General features: G+C 71.7%; 25 protein-coding genes. 13 read left to right on the forward strand and 12 right to left on the reverse strand.

The window, feature by feature from the left end:
* Nucleotides 1-7 precede the first annotated feature (7 nt).
* The gene (locus BGK67_RS19390) at nucleotides 8-976 is read left to right on the forward strand and encodes a CAF17-like 4Fe-4S cluster assembly/insertion protein YgfZ (RefSeq protein WP_069921264.1); all 969 of its coding nucleotides are present in this window, start codon (nucleotides 8-10) and stop codon (nucleotides 974-976) included.
* A 188-nt stretch (nucleotides 977-1164) separates the two neighbouring features.
* Here the strand turns inward: BGK67_RS19390 and dtd are convergent, their stop codons facing one another.
* Complete coding sequence (dtd, locus tag BGK67_RS19395) at nucleotides 1165-1590, reverse strand: D-aminoacyl-tRNA deacylase (RefSeq protein WP_069921265.1); 426 nt, start codon at nucleotides 1588-1590, stop codon at nucleotides 1165-1167.
* A gap of 136 nt (nucleotides 1591-1726) precedes the next feature.
* Between dtd and BGK67_RS19400 the strand changes: the two genes are divergently transcribed.
* The 3 genes from BGK67_RS19400 to BGK67_RS19410 all read left to right on the forward strand — a co-directional run bounded on the left by BGK67_RS19400 (nucleotide 1727) and on the right by BGK67_RS19410 (nucleotide 4509).
* Complete coding sequence (locus BGK67_RS19400; RefSeq protein WP_069921266.1) at nucleotides 1727-2320, forward strand: RsiG family protein; 594 nt, start codon at nucleotides 1727-1729, stop codon at nucleotides 2318-2320.
* A 78-nt stretch (nucleotides 2321-2398) separates the two neighbouring features.
* Complete coding sequence (locus BGK67_RS19405; protein ID WP_069921267.1) at nucleotides 2399-3646, forward strand: GNAT family N-acetyltransferase; 1248 nt, start codon at nucleotides 2399-2401, stop codon at nucleotides 3644-3646.
* A 101-nt stretch (nucleotides 3647-3747) separates the two neighbouring features.
* Complete coding sequence (locus BGK67_RS19410) at nucleotides 3748-4509, forward strand: putative protein N(5)-glutamine methyltransferase (protein WP_432215463.1); 762 nt, start codon at nucleotides 3748-3750, stop codon at nucleotides 4507-4509.
* A 10-nt stretch (nucleotides 4510-4519) separates the two neighbouring features.
* Here the strand turns inward: BGK67_RS19410 and BGK67_RS19415 are convergent, their stop codons facing one another.
* Nucleotides 4520-4936: a VOC family protein gene (locus BGK67_RS19415; protein ID WP_069921269.1), complete on the reverse strand. Its 417-nt coding sequence runs from the start codon at nucleotides 4934-4936 to the stop codon at nucleotides 4520-4522.
* 76 nt (nucleotides 4937-5012) lie between these two features.
* Nucleotides 5013-5408 (reverse strand): helix-turn-helix transcriptional regulator, encoded by a 396-nt coding sequence (locus BGK67_RS19420; protein WP_069921270.1) that lies wholly within the window; start codon nucleotides 5406-5408, stop codon nucleotides 5013-5015.
* 94 nt (nucleotides 5409-5502) lie between these two features.
* On the opposite strand from BGK67_RS19420, the gene BGK67_RS19425 reads away from it, so the two are divergent.
* From BGK67_RS19425 to BGK67_RS19435, 3 genes are all read left to right on the forward strand, one after another.
* The gene (locus tag BGK67_RS19425; RefSeq protein ID WP_069921271.1) at nucleotides 5503-5949 is read left to right on the forward strand and encodes a helix-turn-helix domain-containing protein; all 447 of its coding nucleotides are present in this window, start codon (nucleotides 5503-5505) and stop codon (nucleotides 5947-5949) included.
* A 23-nt stretch (nucleotides 5950-5972) separates the two neighbouring features.
* Entirely contained in the window at nucleotides 5973-6551 is a 579-nt protein-coding gene (locus BGK67_RS19430; protein WP_069921272.1) for a hypothetical protein, read from the forward strand.
* Nucleotides 6552-6705: 154 nt separating this feature from the next.
* A complete protein-coding gene (locus BGK67_RS19435) occupies nucleotides 6706-7044 on the forward strand; it encodes a DUF2516 family protein (RefSeq protein WP_069921273.1) in 339 nt (112 codons plus the stop codon).
* A gap of 57 nt (nucleotides 7045-7101) precedes the next feature.
* Here BGK67_RS19435 and BGK67_RS19440 read toward each other — a convergent pair whose 3' ends face one another.
* The 3 genes from BGK67_RS19440 to BGK67_RS19450 all read right to left on the reverse strand — a co-directional run bounded on the left by BGK67_RS19440 (nucleotide 7102) and on the right by BGK67_RS19450 (nucleotide 11203).
* Nucleotides 7102-8421, reverse strand: a complete 1320-nt coding sequence (locus tag BGK67_RS19440) for a PP2C family protein-serine/threonine phosphatase (protein WP_069921274.1) — start codon at nucleotides 8419-8421, stop codon at nucleotides 7102-7104.
* 645 nt (nucleotides 8422-9066) lie between these two features.
* Nucleotides 9067-10116 carry a C40 family peptidase gene (locus tag BGK67_RS19445; RefSeq protein ID WP_347878423.1) on the reverse strand — a complete coding sequence of 350 codons (1050 nt, stop codon included), beginning with the start codon at nucleotides 10114-10116 and terminating at the stop codon, nucleotides 9067-9069.
* 265 nt (nucleotides 10117-10381) lie between these two features.
* A complete protein-coding gene (locus BGK67_RS19450; RefSeq protein ID WP_079154273.1) occupies nucleotides 10382-11203 on the reverse strand; it encodes a class I SAM-dependent methyltransferase in 822 nt (273 codons plus the stop codon).
* A 218-nt stretch (nucleotides 11204-11421) separates the two neighbouring features.
* Here BGK67_RS19450 and mshA point away from each other — a divergent pair, with 218 nt between their 5' ends.
* Nucleotides 11422-12807 (forward strand): D-inositol-3-phosphate glycosyltransferase, encoded by a 1386-nt coding sequence (gene mshA, locus BGK67_RS19455; protein WP_069921276.1) that lies wholly within the window; start codon nucleotides 11422-11424, stop codon nucleotides 12805-12807.
* Nucleotides 12800-13288: a type III secretion system chaperone family protein gene (locus BGK67_RS19460; protein WP_069923975.1), complete on the forward strand. Its 489-nt coding sequence runs from the start codon at nucleotides 12800-12802 to the stop codon at nucleotides 13286-13288. The genes mshA and BGK67_RS19460 overlap by 8 nt, the downstream gene beginning before the upstream one ends.
* Here BGK67_RS19460 and BGK67_RS19465 read toward each other — a convergent pair.
* A complete protein-coding gene (locus tag BGK67_RS19465; protein ID WP_069921277.1) occupies nucleotides 13260-14582 on the reverse strand; it encodes an MDR family MFS transporter in 1323 nt (440 codons plus the stop codon). The two genes, BGK67_RS19460 and BGK67_RS19465, sit on opposite strands and share 29 nt — an antisense overlap.
* Before the next feature lie 151 nt (nucleotides 14583-14733).
* Between BGK67_RS19465 and BGK67_RS19470 the strand changes: the two genes are divergently transcribed.
* Entirely contained in the window at nucleotides 14734-15495 is a 762-nt protein-coding gene (locus BGK67_RS19470) for a phosphoglyceromutase (RefSeq protein ID WP_069921278.1), read from the forward strand.
* Nucleotides 15496-15573: 78 nt separating this feature from the next.
* Here BGK67_RS19470 and BGK67_RS19475 read toward each other — a convergent pair whose 3' ends face one another.
* The 5 genes from BGK67_RS19475 to BGK67_RS19495 form a co-directional block, all read right to left on the reverse strand.
* Complete coding sequence (locus BGK67_RS19475) at nucleotides 15574-16809, reverse strand: tyrosine-type recombinase/integrase (RefSeq protein WP_069921279.1); 1236 nt, start codon at nucleotides 16807-16809, stop codon at nucleotides 15574-15576.
* A gap of 296 nt (nucleotides 16810-17105) precedes the next feature.
* A complete protein-coding gene (locus BGK67_RS19480; protein ID WP_069921280.1) occupies nucleotides 17106-17342 on the reverse strand; it encodes a helix-turn-helix domain-containing protein in 237 nt (78 codons plus the stop codon).
* A gap of 249 nt (nucleotides 17343-17591) precedes the next feature.
* Nucleotides 17592-19118, reverse strand: coding sequence for an ATP-binding protein (locus BGK67_RS19485; RefSeq protein WP_244291266.1), 1527 nt, complete (start codon nucleotides 19116-19118; stop codon nucleotides 17592-17594).
* Between the two features lie 122 nt (nucleotides 19119-19240).
* Nucleotides 19241-20014, reverse strand: a complete 774-nt coding sequence (locus tag BGK67_RS40950) for an HNH endonuclease (RefSeq protein WP_069921282.1) — start codon at nucleotides 20012-20014, stop codon at nucleotides 19241-19243.
* The gene (locus BGK67_RS19495; RefSeq protein ID WP_069921283.1) at nucleotides 20011-20928 is read right to left on the reverse strand and encodes a sigma factor-like helix-turn-helix DNA-binding protein; all 918 of its coding nucleotides are present in this window, start codon (nucleotides 20926-20928) and stop codon (nucleotides 20011-20013) included. The genes BGK67_RS40950 and BGK67_RS19495 overlap by 4 nt, the downstream gene beginning before the upstream one ends.
* A gap of 213 nt (nucleotides 20929-21141) precedes the next feature.
* On the opposite strand from BGK67_RS19495, the gene BGK67_RS19500 reads away from it, so the two are divergent.
* From BGK67_RS19500 to BGK67_RS19510, 3 genes are all read left to right on the forward strand, one after another.
* On the forward strand, nucleotides 21142-21474 hold the full coding sequence (locus BGK67_RS19500; protein ID WP_069921284.1) for a GntR family transcriptional regulator: 333 nt from the start codon (nucleotides 21142-21144) through the stop codon (nucleotides 21472-21474).
* A 161-nt stretch (nucleotides 21475-21635) separates the two neighbouring features.
* Nucleotides 21636-22883 carry an NsdA family TPR-like regulatory protein gene (locus tag BGK67_RS19505; protein WP_079154274.1) on the forward strand — a complete coding sequence of 416 codons (1248 nt, stop codon included), beginning with the start codon at nucleotides 21636-21638 and terminating at the stop codon, nucleotides 22881-22883.
* Nucleotides 22884-24170: 1287 nt separating this feature from the next.
* Nucleotides 24171-24386, forward strand: coding sequence for a hypothetical protein (locus BGK67_RS19510; RefSeq protein ID WP_069923976.1), 216 nt, complete (start codon nucleotides 24171-24173; stop codon nucleotides 24384-24386).
* Nucleotides 24387-24401: the final 15 nt, after the last annotated feature.

A 24401-nucleotide genomic window follows, 5' to 3' on the forward strand; every position in this document is an offset into this window, starting at 1 on the left:
TGGTCCCATGACCAGCAGCCCCTTGCTCCATCTCCCCGGCGCCGTGCAGGCCGAAGGCCGCGACGAGGGCGTCGCCGCCCACTACGGCGAGCTGTACGGCGAACAGCGAGCCCTCGCGGACGGCCGCGGCTTCGTCGACCTCTCGCACCGCGGAGTCGTCACCGTCACCGGACCGGAGCGGCTGAGCTGGCTGCACCTGCTGCTCACCCAGCACCTCACCGAGCTGCCGTCCGGACAGGCCACCGAGGCGCTGATCCTCTCCGCCAACGGCCACATCGAGCACGCGCTCTACCTCGTCGACGACGGCGAGACCACCTGGGCGCACGTGGAGCCCGGCACCCAGGGGGAGCTGATCGCCTACCTGGAGTCCATGAAGTTCTTCTACCGCGTCGAAGTCGCGGACCGCACCGAGGAGTTCGCGGTGGTGCACCTGCCGGCCGGCTCCATCGCCGAGGTCGCCAAGGAGCACGTCGTACGGGAGACCGCGCACGGCCGGGACGTCTTCCTGCCCCGCGCCGAGCTGGAGGCCTTCGCCGCCGCCCACGGCCCCGCCGCCGGGCTCCTCGCCTACGAGGCGCTGCGTGTCGAGGCGCACCGGCCGCGGCTCGGCCTGGAGACCGACCACCGCACGATCCCGCACGAGCTCGGCTGGATCGGTACCGCCGTCCACCTCCAGAAGGGCTGCTACCGCGGCCAGGAGACGGTGGCCCGCGTCCACAACCTGGGGAAGCCCCCGCGGCGCCTGGTCTTCCTGCACCTGGACGGCTCCGAGGTGCTGCTCCCGGCGCACGGCGCGCCGGTCCGGCTCGCCGCCGACGGCTCCGAGGGCCGTCAGCTGGGCTTCGTGACCACCGCCGTCCGCCACCACGAACTGGGCCCGATCGCGCTCGCGCTGGTCAAGCGGAACGTTCCGGTGGACGCGCCGCTGCTGGTCGGGGACACGGCCGCCGCCCAGGAGGTCGTCGTAGCGCCCTGACCCCCGGCGCCGAGTGCCGCGGCGCCGCTAGTGCTGTGGCCGGGAAGGTTCACCGGGTCGCGGCCCCCGGCACGGCACCTCGCCGCGTTGTCGGGCCACGCGAGTACGTCCGGTACGAGCCGTGGCCCTCCGCCTTGCGATGCACCGCACCGGACGCCGCGACCCGGCAAACCTTCCCGGCCACAGCACTAGACGTCGATGACGATGGTGAACGGGCCGTGGTTGGTCAGCGAGACCCGCATGTCCGCGCCGAAGCGGCCCGTCTCCACCGTCGCGCCCAGGGCCCGCAGCTGCGCCACGACCTCGTCGACCAGCGGCTCGGCCACCGGTCCGGGCGCGGCCGCGTTCCAGGTGGGCCGGCGGCCCTTGCGAACGTCTCCGTACAGCGTGAACTGGGAGATCACCAGCAGCGGCGCGTCGATGTCGCTGCAGGACTTCTCCGCCTCCAGGATCCGCACCGACCACAGCTTGCGGGCCAGCAGAGCCGCCTTCTCCGGCGTGTCGTCGTGGGTCACTCCCACCAGCACGCACAGCCCCTCGCCGACGATCTCGCCCACGGTCTCGCCGCCGACGACGACCCTCGCGCCGTCCACCCTCTGCACCACAGCTCGCATAACACCTGTGTACCAGGGTTGCACCCGTCCGGGGCCGATCGGGTGGAGTAGGACTGCGTCGGGGCCACGGAGAGTGGCACCATGCACGCAGGCGGTGCGGGTGCGCCGCACCGGCCGAGGGGACGGATTCGTTCGCATGAATACTTCTGGTACCTCCGTACCTGCATCACCCGGGGCCACGTCGTCCGCGCCTGCTGTCGCCGCCGCGGTACGACCGCCCGCCCAGCGCACCGCCGACGCCCCGGCCCCGGCCGGCGCGCCGACCAGCGCCCTGGGACTGCCGGAACTGCGCGCGCTGCGCCGCGACGCGCAGCGCGACGAGGCCGATCTGAGCTACGTGCGCCGCATGCTCCAGGGCCGCATCGACATCCTGCGGGCCGAGCTGGCCCGGCGCACCGACCCGGAGGCGCCGGTGGTGGACCGGCTCTCCGAGATCCTCGCCGACGCGCCTTCCAGCCGCAGCGCCTCCGCCCGGCACGTCACGCTCGGCACCCCGCACAGCGAGGAGTACCGGCTGCTGGCGGCGGAGATGCTGGCCGACGTGGAGCTGTCGGACCTGGCCGCCCGCACGGACGGCGAGCTCTACGAAGGGATGGGCAAGCTGGTGCGCTACGAGCAGCAGGTCTCGCGGCGCCGCCAGCAGCTCCAGCGCACGGTGGACGACTGCAGTGCGGAGATCACCCGCCGGTACCGGGAGGGCGAGGCACAGGTGGACGACCTGCTGGTGTGAGTGCCTGCGGCGGGCCCCGCGCGGGGCCGCCGGAAATCCGGGCGACGCGGGCCCGCCGGGCCGTTAGCGTGGCCTGTCATGAGTACTGATGTGCGGCCGATCGCCGCGTCCGAACTCGCCGAGTGGCTGCGGACCCTGAACGCGGGGTTCCTGACTCCGGCCCGGGTGACGGAGTCGGACGTCGCCCTGCGCGCCAAGTACAGCGACCTCGCCCGCGTCCTGGGTGCCTTCGACACCCGCACCGGCCGCTGCGTGGCGACCTTCCGCTCCTTCGACCAGCGGCTGACCGTCCCGGGCGGGGCGGCCGTCCCCTCCAGCGCGCTCTCGAACGTCGCCGTGCTGCCCACGCACCGCCGCCAGGGCCTGCTGACCCGGATGGTGGCCGCCGAACTCGCGGCCGCCCGCGCGCGCGGCGACGTGCTGTCCACGCTGATCGCAGCCGAGTACCCGATCTACGGCCGGTACGGATTCGGCCCCGCCGCCTCGATCTCGGAATGGGAGATCGACGTACCGCGCACCGGGCTGGACCGGCGCCGGTCGGGGCGGCCGGCGGACGGCGGGCGGATCGACCTGGTGGACGCGGCCGAGGTCCGGGAGGTGGGGCCGGAGCTGCACGAGCGGGTGCGCGCGGCCACGCCCGGCGCGGTGGACCGGGACGAGCGCTGGTGGAGGCTGACGACCGGGCTGGAGGAGCTGTCGTACCGCCCGTACAAGGAGAAGCTCCACGCCGTCTACCGCACGGCGGCCGGGGAGGTGGCCGGTCTGGCCGTCTACACCGCCGACGACCACTGGACGGACGCGAAGGTCCCGCTGAACACCGTGCAGGTCAAGGACCTGATCGCGGTCACCCCGGATGCGGAGCGGGCCCTGTGGCACTTCCTGTGCTCCATCGACTGGGTGATGAAGGTCCGCACCGGCGGCCGCGCCCCCGACGACCTGGTCACGCAGTTCCTGCCCGACCCGCGGTCCGCCCGGCCGCTGACCTCGGCGGACTTCCTGTGGGTGCGGCTGCTGGACGTCGTACGGGCGCTGGGCGCGCGGACGTACGCTGTGCCCGGGGTGCTCGTGCTCGAGGTCGCGGACGCGGCGGGGCTCGCGGACGGCCGCTACCGGCTGGACGCGGGGACCGGCACGTGCGAGCGCACCGAGGAGCCGGCGGATCTGCGGCTGGACGTGGCCGCGTTGAGCTCCCTGTACCTCGGCGACGAGTCCGCGGTGCGGCTGGGCGCCCTGGGGCGGGTGGCCGAACTGCGGCCGGGCGCGCTGGCGCTGGCCGACGCGGTGTTCCGTACGGCGCGCCGGCCGTGGTGCCCGGACGTGTTCTAGAGCCGGGTCCCCTTCGAGCGGACCGCGCACCGAGGAGCGAGAACCGAGGAGCGAGAACTGAGGACTGAGGACTGAGGACTGAGGACTGAGGACTGAGGTATTTGACGACCCTGGTGGAACGACTGCGCGCGGCCGGCTGCGTCTTCGCGGAGGAGGAGGCGGACCTGCTGTGCGCCGCCGCGCGGGACGACGGCCACCTGGCGGAGCTGCTGGCCCGCCGGGTCGGCGGTGAACCGCTGGAGCACGTGGTGGGCTGGGCGGAGTTCTGCGGGCTGCGCGTGGAGGTCGGCGCGGGGGCGTTCGTACCGCGCCGGCGCAGCGAGTTCCTGGTGGCGCAGGCCGTGGCGCTGGCCCCGCCCGGCGCCGTGGTGCTGGACCTGTGCTGCGGGGTCGGGGCCCTGGGCGCGGCGGTCGCGGCGGCGGTGCCGGGCGGGGTGGAGCTGCACGCGGCGGACATCGATCCGGCGGCGCTGGCCTACGCGCGGCGCAACGTGGCCCCGTACGGCGGCAGCGTGTGGGAGGGCGACCTGTACGGGCCGCTCCCGGCATCGCTGCGGGGGCGGGTGGACGTGCTGGTGGTCAACGCCCCGTACGTGCCGACGGAGGAGATCGGCTTCATGCCCTCCGAGGCCCGGGACCACGAGCCCCTGGTCTCGCTGGACGGTGGTGCGGACGGCCTGGACGTCCACCGCCGGGTCGCGGCGGACGCCCTGCCCTGGCTGGCCCCGGGCGGCCACCTGCTGATCGAGACGAGCGCCCGCCAGCGCCCGGTGACGGCTTCGGCGCTGGCCGCGGCGGGGCTGAGGACCCGTGTGGCCGCCTCGGAGGAGCTGTACGCGACGGTGGTGATCGCCGCGCGCTGAGCCCGCCGCGCTACTTCTTACGGGGCTGGGTGATGCGGAGCATGTTGCCGGAGGGGTCGCGGAAGGCGCAGTCGCGGACGCCGTAGGGCTGGTCGACCGGCTCCTGCAGGACTTCGCCGCCGGCCGCCCGGACCCGCTCGAAGGTGGCGTCGCAGTCGTCGGTGGAGAAGATCACCCCGCGCAGCATGCCCTTGGCCAGCAGCTCCGCCATGGTCTGCCGGTCGGCCGGCGAGGCGTTGGGGTCGGCGAGCGGCGGTTCGAGGACGATCTCCACGTCCGGCTGGGACGGGGAGCCCACGGTCACCCACCGCATCCCCTCGAAGCCGACGTCGTTGCGGACCTCCAGGCCGAGGGCGTCGCGGTAGAAGGCGAGGGCCTTGTCGTGGTCGTCGACGGCGATGAAGCACTGCGCGAGCTTGATGTCCATGCCCCGACGCTACGAGACGGCGGCGGATCGCGCTCCTCTGAAGCCGGCCCCGCCGCCGCCGGCTCCGCCTCCCCGTTCACCTGTTCCTGACGGGCCGGGTGAGGACCTTGGCGACACAGGCCGGAATCGGGGCGCCCGCCTCGTGGCGGCGGGCCCGGTAGGCGCTCGGGGTCTCGCCGACCAGCTCGGTGAAGCGCGAGCTGAACGACCCGAGCGAGGTGCACCCGACCGCGAAGCAGACGTCGGTCACGCTCATGTCCCCACGCCGCAGCAGCGCCTTCGCCCGCTCGACGCGGCGGGTCATCAGGTAGCTGTACGGGGTCTCGCCGAAGGCGGCGCGGAAGCTGCGCGAGAAGTGCCCGGCCGACATGAGGGCCACCTTGGCCAGCGCCGGGACGTCCAGCGGCAGCGCGTAGTCGCGGTCCATCCCGTCCCGGGCGCGGCGCAGCCGTACCAGGTCCTCCAAGGTCACCGCATCAGCATCGCACGGCCCTCCGACAGCCACGGGTGGGAGATGTTGCAAGCGGCTGCTTGCAATAGTTAGCGGAGTCCGGCAGGATACGGGCATGGCATCGCTCAACGTCGGAAACCTCGGCGAGTACCTCCGTGAGCAGCGTCGGCAGGCCCAGCTTTCGCTGCGGCAGCTGGCCGAGGCGGCGGGGGTGTCGAATCCGTACCTGAGCCAGATCGAGCGCGGGCTGCGCAAGCCGAGCGCGGACATCCTCCAGCAGCTGGCCAAGGCGCTGCGGATCTCCGCGGAGACGCTGTACGTGCAGGCCGGAATCCTGGATGAGCGGGACCGGGACGAGGTGGAGACGCGGGCCGTCATCCTCGCCGACCCGTCCATCAACGAGCGGCAGAAGCAGGTGCTGCTCCAGATCTACGAGTCGTTCCGCAAGGAGAACGCGCTCGACGCGCCCGATATATCGGATGCACCCGACGTACCGGATGTACCCGACGCGCCCGGTGTACCCGACGCGCCCGCCGGCGAGATGCCGCCGAAGACGAACTGAACCTGATCCGGGAGGACCCGCACATGGCCATCGCCGATGACCTGAAGAAGACCCTCACCGACCCCACCCCCCTCTACTTCGCCGCCGGTACGGCCGACCTGGCCGTGCAGCAGGCCAGGAAGGTGCCGGGGCTCATCGAGCAGCTGCGCGCCGAGGCCCCGGCGCGCATCGAGGCCGTGAAGAACACCGACCCCAAGGTCGTGCAGGAGAAGGCCGCGGCGGCGGCCAAGGAGGCGCAGGAGGCGGTCTCCGCCAAGGTCGCCGAGGTGATCGGCGCGATCGACCCGAAGAAGATCGGGGAGACCGCCCAGGACCTGGCGCTGCGCGGCGTCGGCGTGGCCGCGGAGTACGCGGTCCGCGCCAAGGAGACCTACGACAAGGTCGCCGAGCACGGCGAGCAGGCCGTCCGTGCCTGGCGCGGCGAGGTCTCCGACGAGATCGTCGAGATCGCCGTCGCCGTCGAGCCGGAGCCGGCGGCCGAGCCGGCCGCCGCGGCGTCCGGCTCCGAGTCCGAGTCGGAGGACAAGTCCGCGTCGAGGAAGACCACCGCGCGCAAGAACCCGGCCAAGAAGGCCACGGTCACGGCGGGCGACGAGAGCTGAGCGCCAGAACGACGCGCATGGGCGGCGACGGGGCCGGGCACCTTGAGGGTGTCCGGCCCGTTGTCATTCGTGAGGGCGTCCGTGCCGGTAGCGTGGAACCGGGCGGCATCCCGTCAGGAGTGCGGAGCGAGAGCGTGAGAAGGCGGTCGCAGCGATGTTGATGGACGGGTTCGATCGAGGCGTGCTCCCCCTGCTGGGACTCGCCATGCTGGTGCTCGCCGTCGTGGCCTTCGTGTTCGCGCTGCTCGCGCGCGAGGACGCGTACCGGGCCGCCGACAAGCAGTCCAAGACGTTCTGGCTGGTCATCCTCGGCATCACCGTCCTCGTGGACTTCTTCCTGGGGATGCTGTTCCTGCAGATCGCCGGCCTCGTCGCCACCATCGTGTTCTTCGTCGACGTGCGCCCCGCGCTCAAGCAGGTCTCGGGCGGCGGGCGGCGCAGCGGCGGCAGCAGCAGCGACGGGCCGTACGGGCCGTACAACGGCGGAAGGTAGCCGCTCGCCGGGTCGTCCTGGCCGGTCCGGTCCCGGTGTCCCCTGTCCCTGCCGCCGTCAGGACGCGCCGCGGGAGAGCAGGACGACGGCCACGTCGTCCGTGAGCTCGCCCCCGTTCAGGCGGCGGGCCTCGGTGACGGCGGCCTCGAGCAGGTTCTCGCCGCGCAGCCCCTCGTCCAGGTGGCGGTTGATCATTTCGACCATGCCGTCCTGGCCCAGGCGTTCCTTGCCCTCGCCGATCCGGCCCTCGATCAGCCCGTCGGTGTAGAGCATCAGGTTCCAGGCACCGCCGAGCTCGACCTGGCGCCGGGGCCAGCGGGCCTTGGGCAGCAGGCCGAGCGCCGGGCCGCTGTTCTCGTACGGGAGCAGGCGCGCGGGGCGGCCCGGCCTGGAGATCAGCGGCGCCGGGTGGCCGGCCAGGCACAGGCCGGCGCGGCGGCCGTCGGGGGAGATGTCCACCGTGCACAGCGTCGCGAAGATCTCCTCGCAGGGGCGCTCCACCTCCAGGACCTGCTGGAGGGTGGCCAGCAGGTCGTCCCCGCACAGGCCGGCCAGGGTCAGGGCGCGCCACGCGATCCGGAGCTCGACGCCGAGGGCCGCTTCGTCGGGGCCGTGGCCGCAGACGTCGCCGATCATGGCGTGGACGGTGCCGTCGGGGGTGCGGACGGTGTCGTAGAAGTCGCCGCCGAGCAGGGCCCGACTGCGGCCGGGTCGGTAGCGGGCGGCGAAGCGGAGGTCGGAGCCCTCCAGGAGGGGGTTGGGGAGCAGGCCGCGTTCGAGGCGGGCGTTCTCCTGGGCGCGCAGTTTCGATTCTGCAAGTTTGTACTGGGCGATGTCGGCCCGTTTTCTCTCCACCGCGTAGCGGATGGCGCGGCTCAGCAGCCGGCCGTCGAGCTCGTCCCGGAAGAGGAAGTCCTGAGCGCCGACCCGGACGGCCTCGGCGGCGCGCTCGGCGTCCTCCTCGGCGGTGAGGACGAGGACGGCGTGGCGGGGGGCGAGGCGGAGCACTTGGCGGAGGTTGGCCAGCTGGTCCACGTCGGCGGCGGCGGCCGCGGCCGTACGGGGGCCCGTGTCCGGCAGGGCCAGGTCGAGCAGGATGCAGTGCACGTCGGGCGTGAGCAGGCGCGCGGCCTCGGTGAGGTTGCGGGCGGTGCGGAGGCGGATGCGGTGGCCGTCGACGTCGAGGATCTCGGGGACGGTGAGGCCGCCGGCCGGGTCGTCCTCGATGACCAGCAGGGTCAGCGGGGTCGTGTGGCTGGTCGCCTGCGAGACCGCCTGCGGCGTCGCCTGCGCCAGGGGCGGGGCGGCGGCGGTCAGAACGGCCTGACCGTTCTCCGGGGCCGGGGTCTCCCTCTGCCGCGGTACGGGTACGGGCATCGTCTCCGGTTCCTTCCCTCCCCCCGAGGGTGCGCTCGTGCGCCGACCCTAGCGGCCCGGCCCGGCGGGCGGAATGCCGGTCCGGGCCAGGGCCTCCGTCATATGCCGCTATCGCGGGGGAAAATCGGCCTCACTGGATGACAAAGGTCACGGCGGGGCCGCGTTCCGTCCGCCTACCGAGACGTCAATCACCCCCCTTTGGTTGCCTCTGCCAGGGCCCCTGAAACCCCACCGCCGCGGCGACCGCCGAGCCCCGGGACGCGGCGGACCGGCGCGGACCCCGCCGCACCGCGTCCAGAGGTCCCCCGCCGAGCCCGGCCGGCCCGGCCCGCCACCCCGCCCGTGGCGCCCGCCAACCCGGACACCCCAAGGCCCGCGCCCGTCGGCCAGAATCGGGCGTCCGGTCGGGCCCACGCGGCCCGGGGGAGGCCTACGCGCCCGTGGCCGGGCGTTCGGCAGGGCCGGCACAGCCCTCGGCCCGACCCGGCCGGGGGGTGTCCGGCCGCAGGCCCCCGCGGCCCGGGAGGCCCGGCGCCCCCGCGGCCCGGGAGGCCCGGCGCCCCGGGGTTCGGGAGGCCCGGGGCCGTCGGGGACCGGGTGGCCGGGCGGCCCCCGGTGGTGTTCGGGAGGGGCGCCCCGCAGGGGTTAGGCGTCGGGGCGGACGACCGCCTTGATCGGCATCGAGCCCGCGCCCGCCATCGTCACGTTGCGGCCCGGGCGCGGGGCGTGGACCATCGCGCCGTCGCCCACGTACATCCCGACGTGGCTCGCGTCGTCGAAGTAGATGATCAGGTCGCCCGGGCGCATGTCCTTCAGCGCGACCTTGGGCAGCAGCCGCAGCTGCTCCTGCGAGGTGCGCGGGATCGTCCTGCCCGCCGCCAGCCAGGCCTGCGAGGTCAGGCCGGAGCAGTCGAAGGCGGCCGGACCCTCGGCTCCCCAGACGTACGGCTTGCCCATCTGGGCGGTGGCGTACTGCACGGCCCGCTTCCCGGCGTCCGTCGCCACGCCGTTGACGTCCTTCATCGCGCCCGTCGACAGCCACGCCGTCTGCGCCTTGTACTGCGCTTCCTGCTCCAACTGGATCAGCCGGGCCTTCTCCTCGGCCTCCAGCTTGTTCTCCAGCTCCTCCGCAGCCTTGATCTTCTCCTCGATCTGCTTCTTCGAGTTCTCCTGCTTGATCCGGTTGGCCTCCAGCAAGGCCCACTGCGCGCTCGCGTCCTCCGCGTACCGCTTCAAGTCGTTCTGCGTGCGGTCCAGTTCGGTCAGCATGTCCGAGGCGGCCTTCTCGCCCTGGCGCAGCCGGTTCGCCCCGTCGAGGAACTGGTTCGGGTCCTCGCTCAGCGCCAGCTTCGCCCCGGGCGGCAGCCCGCCCGAGCGGTACTGGGCGCGGGCGGCGGCGCCCGCGCGGCCCTTCAGGGTCGTGATCCGCTCCTGGCCGGCGACGATCAGGTTGGCGATCTCGACGATCCTGTCCGACTGCGCCTTGGCCTCGGCCTCGGCCTGGTTGTAGGCGTCCGTGGCGGCGCCCGCCTGCCGGTACAGCTCCTCGATCTCCTTGCGGACCTCCTCCAGGGACTTCGCCCCCGGTCTCGGAGCAGGAGCCGCGGGAGTGCCGGGAGTTGCCGGCGCCACGGGCGCGGCCGGCGCCGCGTACGCCATGCCCGTCGCCAGGCCCGGCGCCGTCAGTACCGCCATCGCACACAGCAGCACGAGCCCGCTCGCGCCCCGCCGTCGCCGTTCGGCCCCCATGGTCCCCCCAGGCACCCGGAGTCAGATCCCGCGGCACCCCGCATCAAATCTGACTATTCATCAGTAACTTGTCTCTGCCTTCGGGATGGTGCCACGAGCCGGTGAAATCCGACACCCTTGTGGATGCCCTTCCGATCTTGTCCGCCCCAACGGACCCCGCCCCGACCGCTCAACGGGCGATCCGTACCACCGGTTCCCCCGCCCGGCCCATTCACCCCCGCGGGCGCAACGCCTCCCAGCGCACCGTGAGTTCCCCCTGCCGCCACCGCCCCGGCCCGTCCGCCAGCGGCCAGTCGCCGGACAGCGCCCGCGCCGTCCGGATCCAGCGCTGCCGCGCCCCGTACGAGGCGTACGGAGCCGCCGCCGCCCACGACCGGTCGAAGTCGCGCAGGAACGCGTGCACCGGCTCGCCCGGCACGTTGCGGTGGATCAGCGCCTTCGGCAGCCGCTCCGCCAGGTCCGAGGGGCGCTCCAGGGAGCCCAGCCGGGTCGCGAAGGTCACTGTGCGCGCCCCCTCGGGCCCCAACGCCACCCACACGTGCCGCCGCCCGATCTCGTCGCAGGTCCCCTCCACCAGCAGACCGCCGGGGGCCAGCCGGGCGCACAGCCGCTCCCACACCGCCGCGACCTGCTCCTCGTCGTACTGGCGCAGCACGTTCGCCGCCCGGATCAGCGCCGGCCGGGCCCCGTCCTCCAGCGGCACCTCGAACCCGCCGTGCCGGAAGCTCAGCCCCTCCCGCTCGTACGGCTTCGCCCCGGCCACCCGCGCGGGCTCGATCTCGATGCCGACCACCCGCACCCGCGGAACCGCCTCGCGCAGCCGCGCCAGCAGCTCGACCGCCGTCCAGGGCGCGGCCCCGTAGCCGAGGTCCACCGCGATCGGTGCCTGCGCCCGCCGCAGCGCGGCCCCGTGCGTGGCGGCGATCCAGCGGTCCATCCGGCGCAACCGGTTCGGATTCGTCGTCCCGCGCGTCACCGATCCCACGGGACGGCCGGAGGCGCGGCTCGGGGCGGGAGTGGTGCGGGAGGCCATGAGCCGAGGGTAAGCGGAGGGCCCGTACCGGAGGAAAACGCGGGCCGGCCGAGAAAAAGACGGGGAAATCCGGCCACCTCGGAATGCACGGGACCGCCATCCGGGTTGCACTCCATGCAGGGCGCCCGGCGCGCCCCTGTCGGCATGCCCGGCAGCCGTCCGAGTGGCGTCCCCGCGGCGTCCGGTCCCCGTGTCGTCGAGCGAGAGGAACTGCTCCCTTGAGCCAGTACGTGTCCCGCCTCGGCGGCAGCCTCACCGGCCGCCTCGCCGCCGCCCGCGTCGTCACCCGGCACGACCCGCCGCGACTGCGCCTGCCGACCGTCGGCCACCACCGCAAGCCGCGTCGCGTGGCCATGCTCAGCGTGCACACCTCGCCGCTGCACCAGCCGGGTACGGGCGACGCCGGCGGCATGAACGTCTACATCGTGGAGCTGGCCAAACGCCTCGCCGCGATCAACATCGAGGTCGAGATCTTCACCCGGGCCACCGCCGGCGGACTGCCGCCCGCGGTCGAACTGGCCCCCGGCGTCCTCGTCCGGCACGTGGACGCGGGCCCGTACGAGGGCCTCGCCAAGGAGGAGCTGCCGGCCCAGCTGTGCGCCTTCACCCACGGCGTGATGCAGGCCTGGGCCGGTCACCGCCCCGGCTACTACGACCTCGTCCACTCCCACTACTGGCTCTCCGGCCACGTCGGCTGGCTCGCCGCCGAGCGCTGGGGCGTCCCGCTCGTACACGCCATGCACACCATGGCCAAGGTCAAGAACGCCTCGCTGGCCGAGGGCGACACGCCCGAGCCCGCCGCCCGCGTCATCGGCGAGACCCAGATCGTGTCCGCAGCGGACCGGCTCATCGCGAACACCGCCGAGGAAGCCGACGAGCTCGTCCGCCACTACGCGGCCGACCCCGGCAAGGTCGCCGTCGTCCACCCCGGCGTGAACCTCGACCGCTTCACCGTCGGCGACGGCCGGGCCGCCGCCCGCGCCCGCCTCGGCCTGCCGCAGGACGCCGTCATCCCGCTCTTCGCCGGGCGGATCCAGCCGCTGAAGGCGCCGGACATCCTGCTGCGCGCCGTCGCCGAGCTCGTCGACCGGGACCCCTCGCTGCGCCGCCGCCTCTTCGTGCCCGTCGTCGGCGGGCCCAGCGGCAGCGGCCTGGCCAAGCCGGAGGGCCTGCAGAAGCTCGCCGCGAAGCTGGGCATCGGCGATCTGGTGCACTTCCACCCGCCGGTCGGGCAGGACAGCCTCGCCGACTGGTTCCGCGCCGCGTCCGTGCTGGTCATGCCCTCCTACAGCGAGTCCTTCGGGCTGGTCGCCATAGAGGCGCAGGCCAGCGGCACGCCGGTGCTGGCCGCCGCGGTCGGCGGACTGCCCGTCGCCGTCAACGACGGGGTGACCGGCATCCTCGTACCCGGCCACGATCCGGTGGACTACGCCCGTGAGCTGCGGCGCTTCGTGGACGACCCGTGGCTCGCGGACCGGATGGGCGCCGAGGCCGCGCGGCACGCGCAGTTCTTCGGCTGGGACACCGCGGCCGGCGGCACGGCGGAGGTGTACACCGCGGCGATGCATGATCACCGCCGTCGCGTACGCTCCCACCATGGCTGACACCGCCGAGATCATCGAGGCCACGCTCGCCGGCGCCGAGCTGAGCTGGGAGAGCCCCGAACCGGGCTCGTACGTCGTCCAGCTCCCCGGCACCCGCAAGCTGAGCACCACCTGCTCGCTCCGGGTCGGCCGGCATTCGCTGTCGGTCAACGCCTTCGTGATCCGCCACCCCGACGAGAACGAGGCCGGCGTCCACCGCTGGCTGCTGGAGCGCAACCTCAAGCTGTACGGGCTGGGCTACGCGGTGGACCGCCTCGGCGACATCTACCTGACGGGCCGCCTACCGCTGTCCGTGGTCACCCCGGAGGAGCTGGACCGGCTGCTCGGCACGGTCCTGGAGGCGGCGGACGGCGCCTTCAACACCCTCCTGGAGCTCGGTTTCGCCGGGGCGATCCGCCGCGAGTACGACTGGCGCGTCTCCCGCGGCGAACCGACCCACAACCTGGACGCGTTCAAGCACCTGACGCAGCCGTCGGCCTGACCTCGGCGGGGCCGGCCTCCGCGACCAGTGCCGGCTCCGCGACCGGCGCCGGCTCCGCGACCAGTGCCGGCTCCACGGCCCGCGCCGGCTCCGGCGGCAGGCTGCGCATCAGCAGCCAGTACCCGAGCGCGGCGACGGTCCCCAGGACCGCCGTCGACCCCCACAGCCAGCCCGCGCCGAACCGGTCGATGGCCCCGCCCGCCAGCAGCGGCGCGACCAGCGAGGCCACCGCCCAGGACATCGTGTACATCCCCTGGTAGCGGCCGCGCCCGTGCAGCGGGGAGAGCCGCGCGACCAGGCCCATCTGGGTCGGCGAGTTGATGATCTCGCCCAGCGTCCACACGCAGACGGTCAGCGCCAGCGCCCCGATCGAGCCGCCGAACGCCGTGAGCCCGAACCCGTACCCGGCCAGCAGCGCCGACACCACGAGCAGCTTCCGCGGGTCCCGGTGCTCGATCAACCGCGTGACCGGGATCTGCAGCACCACGATCATCACGCCGTTCACGGCCACGACCAGCCCGTAGTCCCCGGTGGAGAAGCCCGCGGTGCCCATCGCCAGCGGCAGCCCGAAGGACCCCTGCATGAAGATCAGCGAGATCAGGAACGACAGCCCGACCACCGCCATGAAACGTCCGTCGGCCAGCACCGTGCCGAGCCCGATCTCCGGCTCGTCCGCCGCCGTGGCCGCGTCGCCCTTCTCGGGCCGCGACTCCGGCAGCTTGACGAAGACGAGCACCGCGCACAGGAGCGTCAGGGCCGCCTCGCCCAGGAACCCGGCAAGGTAGCTGTACTCGGCGATGAAACCGGCGACCGTGGCGGAGATCGCGAAGCCGAGGTTGATGGCCCAGTAGTTCAGCGCGAAGGCCCGTACCCGGTCCTCGGGACGGATGATGTCGGCCAGCATCGCCTGCACGGCGGGCCGCGAGGCGTTGGAGGCCATCCCGACCAGCAGCGCGACGGCCGCGATGGCCGCCGGGTGCTCCATGAAGCCGAGCAGCGCCACCGACAGCGCGGTCGCGACGTTCGCGGCCATCAGCGTGGGCCGGCGCCCGAGCCGGTCGGTCATCACCCCGGCGCCGAGCGAGGAGAGCACACCGCCGAGCCCGTGCAGGGCGACCACAAGTCCCGCGAAGGAGGCCGAGTAGCCCCGGTCCAGGGTCAGGTACAAGGTCATGAACGTGGCGACGAAGGCCCCGAGCCGGTTCACCAGGGTGCTCGTCCACAGCCACCAGAACGCGGGCGGCAGACCCGACACGCTCTCCCGGGCGGCCCGTCTCATACTGGCAGCGGACATAAGGGATCCCCCCGGCGATGTAAGTGTCTCTTCGGCAATCCGCACGTTACGAGTGGCGGTCTGCCGACGCCACTCAATTGACGTCCGGCGTCAATCGGGCGCCGTGGACGCCGCGCGCGAGCGTCCCGGCCCGTCCATTAGGCTCGTACGCATGGCCGACGCACCGTACAAGCTGATCCTCCTCCGCCACGGCGAGAGCGAGTGGAACGCGAAGAACCTGTTCACCGGCTGGGTGGACGTCAATCTCAACGAGAAGGGCGAGAAGGAGGCGGTCCGCGGCGGTGAGCTGCTCAAGGACGCCGGCCTGCTCCCCGACGTGGTCCACACGTCCCTCCAGAAGCGCGCGATCCGCACCGCGCAGCTCGCCCTGGAGTCCGCCGACCGCCACTGGATCCCCGTCCACCGCTCGTGGCGCCTGAACGAGCGCCACTACGGCGCCCTCCAGGGCAAGGACAAGGCCCAGACCCTCGCCGAGTTCGGCGAGGAGCAGTTCATGCTGTGGCGCCGCTCGTACGACACCCCGCCGCCGGCCCTCGAGGACGGCACGGAGTTCTCCCAGTCCGGGGACCCGCGCTACGCGACGATCCCGCCGGAGCTGCGCCCCAAGACGGAGTGCCTCAAGGACGTCGTCGTCCGCATGCTGCCGTACTGGTACGACGGCATCGTCCCGGACCTGCTCGCCGGCCGCACCGTCCTGGTCGCCGCGCACGGCAACTCCCTGCGCGCCCTGGTCAAGCACCTGGACGGCATCTCGGACGCGGACATCGCGGGCCTGAACATCCCGACCGGCATCCCGCTCGCCTACGAGCTCGACGCCGACTTCAAGCCCCTCAAGCCGGGCGGCACCTACCTCGACCCGGACGCGGCGGCGGCCGCCATCGAGGCGGTCAAGAACCAGGGCAAGAAGAAGTAAGAAAAGCGATCATGCCCCTGACCTGCGCACACGGTGCAGGTCAGGGGTTTTCGTTTGCTCTGGGCCCACTGTGGGCCCTCAGCGCGGGTGATCGACCGGTCGCAGAGCCTTGCCGAGAGCCTGCCGGGCACGGTCCCGGCTGCTCGGCATCAGGTGGGCATACACCTTCAGCGTGAGCCCCGGATCCGAGTGCCCCAGGTACTCGCTCACGGCCTTGATGCTCTCGCCCGCGTCCAGCAGAACGGACGCGTAGAAGTGCCTCAGCGCGTGCATGCCGTGCTCCCGCGCGGCGGCGTGCTCCCGGCTCCTCGCCGCGGGGATGACTCCCGCCTTGGCGAGCGAGGGCTTCCAGTGGTCCTCGTTCAGAGACGTCCGCCAGACGTGACCACCTAGGGGGCCGGTGAAGAGCAGTCGCTTGGTCACGGGCGGGCCGCCGGCACGCATCCAGGGCAGCGTGATCTCCACCGGCGGGAAGAGCTTCATGTGCTCCTTGAGCGCGTCCGCCACAGGGTCGGGCAGCGGCACATCGCGCAGCTTGCCGCCCTTCGGCGGAGCGAACACGGGCACGCTCAGGCTCAACTTGAGCTGCTGGACCACGTGAAGCGTGTGGTTGTCGAAGTCCAGCTCTTCAACCGACAGCCCCAGGATTTCGCCCTGCCGCAGCCCGCACCCGGCCCCGACGTCCACCATCGGCCGGAAGCGTTCGACCAGCGCGCCGCGCACGGCGAAGACCCTTTCAGGGAGCCAGGGGACCACTCGGCGGGCGCCCATCTCTGGGAGCGTCACCGTGCGCGAGTTGCAGGGGTTCCGAGGCAGGCACCCGTCCTCGACGGCCGCGCTCAGGATGGCGCGCACGTTGGAGAAGATGACGCGGGCGTAGGAGCCGGACATGCCGGACGCTTCGAGCTGCGTCACGAACTCGCGGATGTGGCTCGGCTGGAACGATCCCAGCGGCCGGGTTCCGATGCGCGGGAAGGCATGGAGCTTCAACTGCGACTGCATCGACGCTCGGGTGTTCGGATCGCCGCTCTGGCTCGCCAGCCACTTCTCCGCGAACTCTTGGAAGGACGTCCGAGCCGCGGTGGGGTCGATGTACTGGCCGCGCGCCACGTCCGCGCTGATGCTGCTGAGCCACTGCTCGGCGAGACGCTTCTGTCCGTCCTCGAAGGACTTGGACTTCCGCTTGCCGTCGGGCGCGAAGTATCGCGCCCTGTAGCGCATGCCGGTGCCGTGACGCTCTGTCTTGACGCGGACGGTCTTGCCGCTGTCGTCGGTCTCAGTCCTGAACCAACGGTCTTGGATGCTTCCTGCCATGTCGGGCGGTCCTTTGAGGAGGTGGGGCGGTTTGGATCGCGGACGGGTGTCTCAGGGAGGCCGAGACGGGGGCTCGGCTGGCTTCCTGGGGGTGTTTCCGGGGGTGCTGAGGGTGTGCCTCTCTGCCTCCCTGCGGGGGTGTTCGCGCAGGTCAGGCGGAGGGAGGGGGCCCAGGGAGGCGGTGAGGGAGTTCTCCCTGCCTCCCTGCGGGCCTCCCTCGGAAGAGCCGCCGATGTGGAGGGGTTCGGGCTGCTCTGCCTTCAGGGCTGTTAGACGCGTCTGACGCGTCAGGGCCGTCAGGCGGCGTCGCGGTCGGCCTGCTCGTGGATCCAGGCGCGGACGGCAGCGGGGTCGTAGCGGATGTGCCGGCCGACGCGGAATCCGGGCGGTCCGGTGCGCTTCTTGCGCCAGCCGTAGATGGTCTCGATAGGGACGACGAGCATGGCGGCGAGGTCTTCGGGGGTCAGGTACCGGTCGGGGAGTCCGGCGCGGAGGATGGCGCGGGCGTCGTTGTCCGGGCTGCTGGCAGGCATGGGCGGGGTGACTCCTCGTGTCCGTGGCGGATGCCGGAGGGGCGGCGCGGTGGCGGTCCTAGAGAGTTGCTGCATCGCAGCGTCCGCAGCGCCCCAGCGTCCGCAGGCGCGGTATCCGTGCAGGTCGGATGCGGTTTGTCGTGCGGACGCTGGGGCGGACGCTATGGACGCTGGTGGGCTCGAGCGTCCACAGGGCTGACGTGCCCGGGCCGCTGGTGTGCGGCCCGGCCCGGGGGTGATCCGGCGGTGTCAGTGCTGCTCAGGGATGGTGCGGCCCTGCCCGAGGGGGGCCACGTCGGGCCACAGGGGGTCCGGAGAAGGTGCGGACGCTGCGGGCGCAGCGGGGTCGATGCGGGAGAGGACGAGCAGCCGGTGGCGGTGCCGGTCCTGACTGCGCTGCGTGTCGTCCACGGCAACCCCGATCGATCGGAGCAAGGGCGCGAGCCGTTTGATCCGGCCGCTCGCTCGGGTGGCGTCCTTGGGCCAGCCCGGGGGCCGGAACCCTCCCGGGGCCGGGAGCTGCTCCAGGAGCTGGGCGGCGGTTCCGCTCCAGGTCCCGCACTCCTCGACCAGGTTGGCCACGGCGGTGCCGAAGGGGTCGCCTTCAAGCGCGTCCCCGGCGACGTTGGCGGAAGTGGCGAGGTAGGAGTCGAGGGTGTGCCACTCCTGCACTTGGTCCACGGCCGCCAGCACGCGGGCGAAGTCCGCCATGCGCGGCATGGACTCCAGCCGGATGCCGGGTAGGACCGCGAGGACGGCCGCCAGCAGGTCGAACAGCGCGCCCAGGACGGCGGGGCGGACCGCCTCGAACACGGCGTCCAGCTCCTCCTCGGTGCGGCGCCGGTCCTCCTCGATGAGCTGGAGGTCCAGCATGAGGAGACGCTCGGCCAGGTCCCCGGCCAGGGCCCCGGCGTCGATGGTGGTCATGGCGAGCACCCGACGGAAGGACAGCACCACCACGTCGTCGTCGGTGTACAGGGCCCGGTCGACGATCCCGTCGCCGGTCACGGCCTTGCACAGGGTGTCGGACAGCCACGGCGGGATCGTGCTGATGTTGTCCAGGCACAGTGCCCAGGAGTTGAAGGCCTGAGCCGACCACGCCTTGATGTCCCGCGGCTGGCTGCGCTTGCTCGCGGGGCTCGGGTCGATGAGGTTGACGACCATCTGCGCGGTCTTCGACTTCCCCGTGCCCTGCTCGCCTTTGAAGGTGAGGACCGGGTGCGGGATGTGCGGAATCCACGCGGCGACGAGCCAGCCGACGAGCTGGTGGAACGTGGGCGCGTCCATGTTCAGCAGGGCATGCAGCTTGGCCAGGCCATCGCCGTCCAGGACGGGCGGGGGCATGGGCGCCATGGCGCCAGAGCGGCGGAACAGGATCGGGGAGCGTTCCACGGTGTGCCATCCGCCGGCCGAGACGGTGACGGCCCGGCCGTCAGCGGTGCCCAGGTCTACGACGATTCCGTCCGGGCCGCCTCCGACCCGCAGGTCGACGGGTACGGGGTCGTCGCTTTCGGCGATGCCCTCCAGGACGGTCATGGCGTCTGCGAGGGCGGACTGCGAGGCAACGTCGCCCTCGTAGGTGTCGGCGTACTGGCGGGCGAGCCTCTGACGGAGTCCGGCCCGGCCGCGGAGGGGCAGCGCGATGTTCGGCCCGTCGAGGGCGACCGCGTACGGGCGGCCGTCGGTCGAGGTGACGAACGTGTACCCGTCACGGGCGAGTGAGACGAGCCGGGCGGCGGCGGAAGGCTTCTTGCCGTCCCCGTCGGCGGTGCTCACGCCAGCCGATCGAGGGACCGTGCGGGACCGGTGCGGCGTGTGCGGATCGGCCGTTGGGGGCTGTGCGGGAGCGTGCGGATCGAGCGTGCGGACATGGCCGTTCACGGCGTTCATTGAAGCGCTCACGCCGACTCCCTTCGGGGCGTACGGATGGACTCGTGCGGGTTGACGCACAGGCGAGTGCGGGTCGATCGATCGACCTCCCGCGCACCCCGTGACCTGCGCCGGACAGACGCCTGAGCGCGCTCGTGAGCACCGGGAAGGTGCGCGTGAGCACCGTGAACGCTCGGGTGAACAGCCGACCGTCCGCCCGACTCCACAGCCGTGCGGTCGGCCGTCTCATGGGCGGGAGCGTGAGCGTCGTGAACGCGATCGTGAGCACCGTGAACGTCCTGGTGGATGGTCGACCGTCCACCCGACTCCAGGGCCGTCCGGTCAGCCGACTGACGGGCGTGCGCCAGTCGGGCCAGCAGTGCCCAGCAGCCCGGCGTGAACACGGTGGTGGACGCGTGAGCATCCACTCGATCCACCGTGCGTCCACCCGACTCGACCGGCGCGGATCCGGTGGCCGGGGCGGTCGATCGGTCGAGGGTGGAAGCCGGGTGGACGTCGGGGTGGACGGTTGAAGCGTCCACCCCGTCCACCACGTGGATGAGCAGCAGGGCGATCAGCAGCGGGAAGCGATCGGCTTTGGCGTGGTTGCACGGTCGGCAGGCCAGGACGAGATGGCCGGCCGACCAGGTGCGCAGGAGGTGGAACGGCACGACGTGATCGAGGGTGGCGTGCCGCAGATGGGTGAACGGGGCCAGGCAGTATGTGCAGTGGGCCCCGTCACGGACGGCGAGCTGGAACTTCCGCGCTCGCCGTCGTCGCGCGTTCAGCTGGTGGGTCCTCACGCCGCCACCGTCATGTCGTCGGCGTTCAGGGCGCGCAGCGACTTGGCGCAGGCACCCAGTACGGGCAGCACCTGGTAGCGCGGCACCCCGAGCTTCCGGGAGACATCCGTGATGTTGAGCCCCTGCCCGACGTGCAGCAGCAGAGCGCGCCGCGAGACCTCGTCCATCCGCAGCAAGGCGGCTTGCTGGGCGGCGCTCATCCGGTTCAGTTCGTCCCGCTCCCAGCGGGGCAGCGTCTCCACCGCGACGGGCTCACCCGAGAGCTCCGGGTTGTCGATCTGGAGGAGCAACAGGGCGGTTTCCACCAGCCGATTGGCTGTGGGGTAGCTGCACCCGACGTGCTCCGCGACGAGCCGCATGTTCATGCCCTCCAGCCGGAGCAGGAGCGCCTGACGCTCGCGTTCCGGGAGGGCGGCGACCATCCTGTCCAGGTAGGCCGGGAGGATGGTTCGCACGCACTCGTTGGACACCAGCGGGCACAGCCAATTGCAGATGACCGGGTCGCTCCAGTCCACCGGGCCCTCACCGGCCATGCCGCGGCGGAGGTGCTGGTGGATCTGGGTCTTGACCTGCGCGAACAGCAGGATGCGTCGGTCGTCCTCGCCCAGCGGCTTCGGGCCCATGAGCGGCTTGGTGGTCTCTCGGGCCACCGCCACCCACGTCTCCTGGACGATGTCCTCCGCCAGCGTGGCGGCCTCTGAGCGGCGCATCCCACGGTTCATCAGCTTGCGCCGGGCGTAGCTCTCCAGCCGCCCGCCACCGAACTCGGCGTAGAGGGCAGCCAGGCGCTCCGACTGCTCGGGCGTCAGCGGGATGATCTCCCCGTTCTGTAACTTCCGGCCGCCAGGGCCGTTCCCAGTCGGCCCCGCGGTGACGGCGTCGTCAGCGATCCGCTTCGTGAGAGTTCCGGGCATGATGGATACACCCTTCAGTGGGTCGGGGAGCGGCTGACTGCTTGGCGGTAGGTGGCCGCTCCCTGCTGAGTCCTGGCTTTGACCAGGGCTTTTCTGCTTTTCGGCGGCTCGTTCGGGCGCCTCAGCTACTAACTAGCGTGCACTAGTGCGCGCTAGTCGTCAAGGTCTATGGAGTGGCGTGCACTAGTTCGCTCTGGTGGGTACGCTCAGGGCATGACAGCTACGGGAGGACCCAAGTCGAAAGCCGCCCAAGTTGCTGACGCGCTGCGGGCGGAGCTGAAGTTGATGCGTCCCGGCGAGAGGCTCCCCACGCAGAGGGAGCTGGTTGAGCGCTTCGGGTACGCCGGCCAGACCATCCAGAACGGCCTGGCCATCCTGCGCGCTGAAGGGGCGATCGTGTCTGCGGGCAACCTCGGGAACTTCGCTGCTGGCGGTGCAGGGCAGGACGATAAGCCGGACGAGATCAAGGAAATCCGCTCCCAGATTCAGGCGTTGACGGAACGCGTCGCAGAGCTGGAATCGCGATGCGGCGCTGGTGGTGCTTGATCTGCAACCAGCTTGCGGTGTCAGGGTGTTGATCCGTAAGTGACACCGAGGTGGCAGCCAGTCGGATGAGGGGGACACCCCCGAAGTCCCCTGGCTGTCCCCTTGCGTGTCCCCTGGGGCGACAGGCAAGACTCGCGTTAGGCACTCGGGAGAGAGGGCACATGAGCGACGACAGGCCTGCATGGGCACGACGGATGGCGGCGGAGCGCGCGGCGCGGGACTGGTCCCAACGAGACGCGGTACGGGCTCTTCGGGCCCACGCCCCAACTGAGCTTCCCGCCGACGACAGCCTGATCCGCCAGTGGAAGCGCTGGGAGTCAGGTGCCACTCCGAACGACTTCTACCGTCCAATCATCGCGGCCATGTTCGGCACTGTGACGAACGCGCTCTTCCCGGCTCCCGGCCGGCGGGACGGGAACCGGGAGATCCTGGAGGTGAGCGGCATGGAGACCCTGGAAATCGTGAGTCGCCTCAATCGCTCCGACGTCGACAACGCGACGCTGGACGCGCTTCGCATCACGACCGACAGGCTGTGCTCCGAGTACCCGTTCATGCCCAGCGAGCAGCTCCTAATCGAGGGCCGTCAGTGGCTGCGGCGGGTGGTCGACCTCCACTCAAAGAGCCTCACGCTGGCTCAGCACCGCGAGGTGCTTGCGCTCTCAGGCTGGCTCGCCCTGCTCGTGGGCTGTGTCGAGTACGACTCTGGCGAACGCCACGCGGCCGAATCGACCCGCAGGGCCGCGCTCTCGATCGCGACTGAGTCCGACCACGGCGAGGTTGCTGGGTGGGCCCACGAGATGCGGGCGTGGTTCGCCCTCACAACCGGCGACTACCGCGGCGTCATCGCGGCGGCTCAGGCCGGGGCAGAGGTTGCGGAACACCACGGCGTCGCCGTGCAGCTTGCGGCGCAGGAGGCCAAGGCCTGGGCGCGTCTCGGCGACCGGCGACAGGTTGAGGTTGCGCTGGACCGTGGCCGGCGGATGCTCGAAGGGATGCCGCATCCGGAGAATCTGGACAACCATTTCGTTGTCGACCCGGCGAAGTTCGACTTCTACGCGATGGACTGCTATCGCCTGGTGGGCGAGGACAAGCTGGCTCGCACGCTCGCGGAGGAGGTGCTCCGCGCGGGCACGGACTTCGACGGAACAGAGCGGGCCCCGATGCGGAACGCGGAGGCGCGCGTCACGCTCGGCGTGACGGCCGCACGCGAGGGCGACCTGGAGCAGGCGCTCATCATGGGCGAGCGCGCGCTGCAGGGCGACAGGCAGTCGGTGCCCTCACTCATCATGACCAGCCGAGAACTGGCGGCGGAGATGAAGCGCCGCTACAGCACGGAACCAGCCGCTCAGGACTACCTCGCCAACCTGCGGGCTCTGGGCCAGGAGAAGCCCGGCTTCCTCCCTGGCTAGCGATCGGAGCTGAAGCCCGAGACCCCGATTGCGGCCGGAATCGGGGTCTCGGCGTATGAGCTTGCTAGTCGCTAGTGCCCAGGTCAGCGGCCCTTCAAGTTGCTAGGACTGGTGCTAGGTCTAGCGACCCCTGTTGCTAGACCTAGCACCCGTTTCCGTGGCTCTGCGAGGTGAACAGACTGGAAGGAGCGGCCTTCGGCCGCCGACCCTTGGCAGTTCGCTGCGCTCGCGCTCGCCCAATCGGCGGGGGAGCGTCGCAGGTTGGCGGCGGGCGGGGCGTCACGGGTGTGACGCACCCGCGTCACACCCCACTGCGAGTGACAGCCCGGGCCAGTCTGGGCGCCCTTGACCTGCGTGCCTCCGCCTCACGGCTGCCGTGACGCCCGTGACGCTGTGAACCACCTGCCGTCCGTCGGCCGCCGCCGTGATGAAGAGACCACCCGGGCGCGCGCTGGTGGTCTCTTCGTCTCGCGGCTGAGCTGAGCGAGGACGCAGCGTCCGCACGGGCCTTGGCCCCGGCAGCGCTTTGACCTGCGGTGACGCTCTTAGTGGTGGGCTGGAGCTGCGGACGCTGCGGACACTGTCGGACGCTGGGCATTCTGGTTAGCGTCCACATCTTCTATGCAGGTCAGATGGTGTGGGAAGAAGGCTGTGGACGCTGTGGACGCTGTCTTCCTTCAACTCTCTAGGACGGCAGACGCACCCCCCCGCTAACAGCCGCCCTCGGTGACGGCGGCTTTTCAGGTGGTGGCGGGCCCCCTTCCTGAAAAGCCGTCCTTCTCGTACTGGGGCGGGGCCTTCCAAGAGGGGCCGTCGCTGCTCGCCCCCTTGGAAGGCACCGCCCTTCCACGTGGTCGTCTTACTGGGTAGTGGTGCCGAGTCCTGACCCCGGAACTTGTCGCTTGTCGCTTGTCTTGTCGCTTGTCGGCCCGCAGGTAGCAGGCCCTTTCGGAGTGCCGCAGGGCCGAAGTGGGTCCGTTGCAGTGACGACAAGCGACAAGCGACAAGCGGCCGCGTGGAGCGGCAGCCTTCGTCGTGACGGCCAGCGTGCGGAGAAGCAGGAGGAGCACCACGCGCGGTTACCGGTTACCGGTTACAGGCCCTGTGGACGCCGGTTCGCGCCGCTCAGAGCGGTTCCGGGTGACGTCTGCGGCCTGTAACCGGTAACCGGTAACCGTGCGGCTGGCTTCCGGACAAGCAAGAGGAGCACCACGCGCGGCGTGCTCCTCTTGCTTGTTCCGGCTGCCTGAGCGGCGCTTGACTATGACGCTGTGCGATCTTGCTCGCATGAACGAGAACGCCCCGGCCCTCAGCACTATTGCTGACGCCGACATCTTGGCCGGCCGTATCCTGCCGGGCATCAAGGCCCTCCGAGCGCACCTCGGCTGTTCTCTTCAAGAGGCGTTCATGGCGTTCCACGCGCGGTATGAAGTCCTCCAGCTTGAACAGCCGGATGCGTTCGACAAGGCGGCCAGTGAGTACTGGGAGGGTTTCTATTCCTGAGGCGACAGCCTGCAG

Source organism: Streptomyces subrutilus (genome assembly GCF_001746425.1).
In the GTDB taxonomy this organism is placed as follows: domain Bacteria; phylum Actinomycetota; class Actinomycetes; order Streptomycetales; family Streptomycetaceae; genus Streptomyces; species Streptomyces subrutilus_A.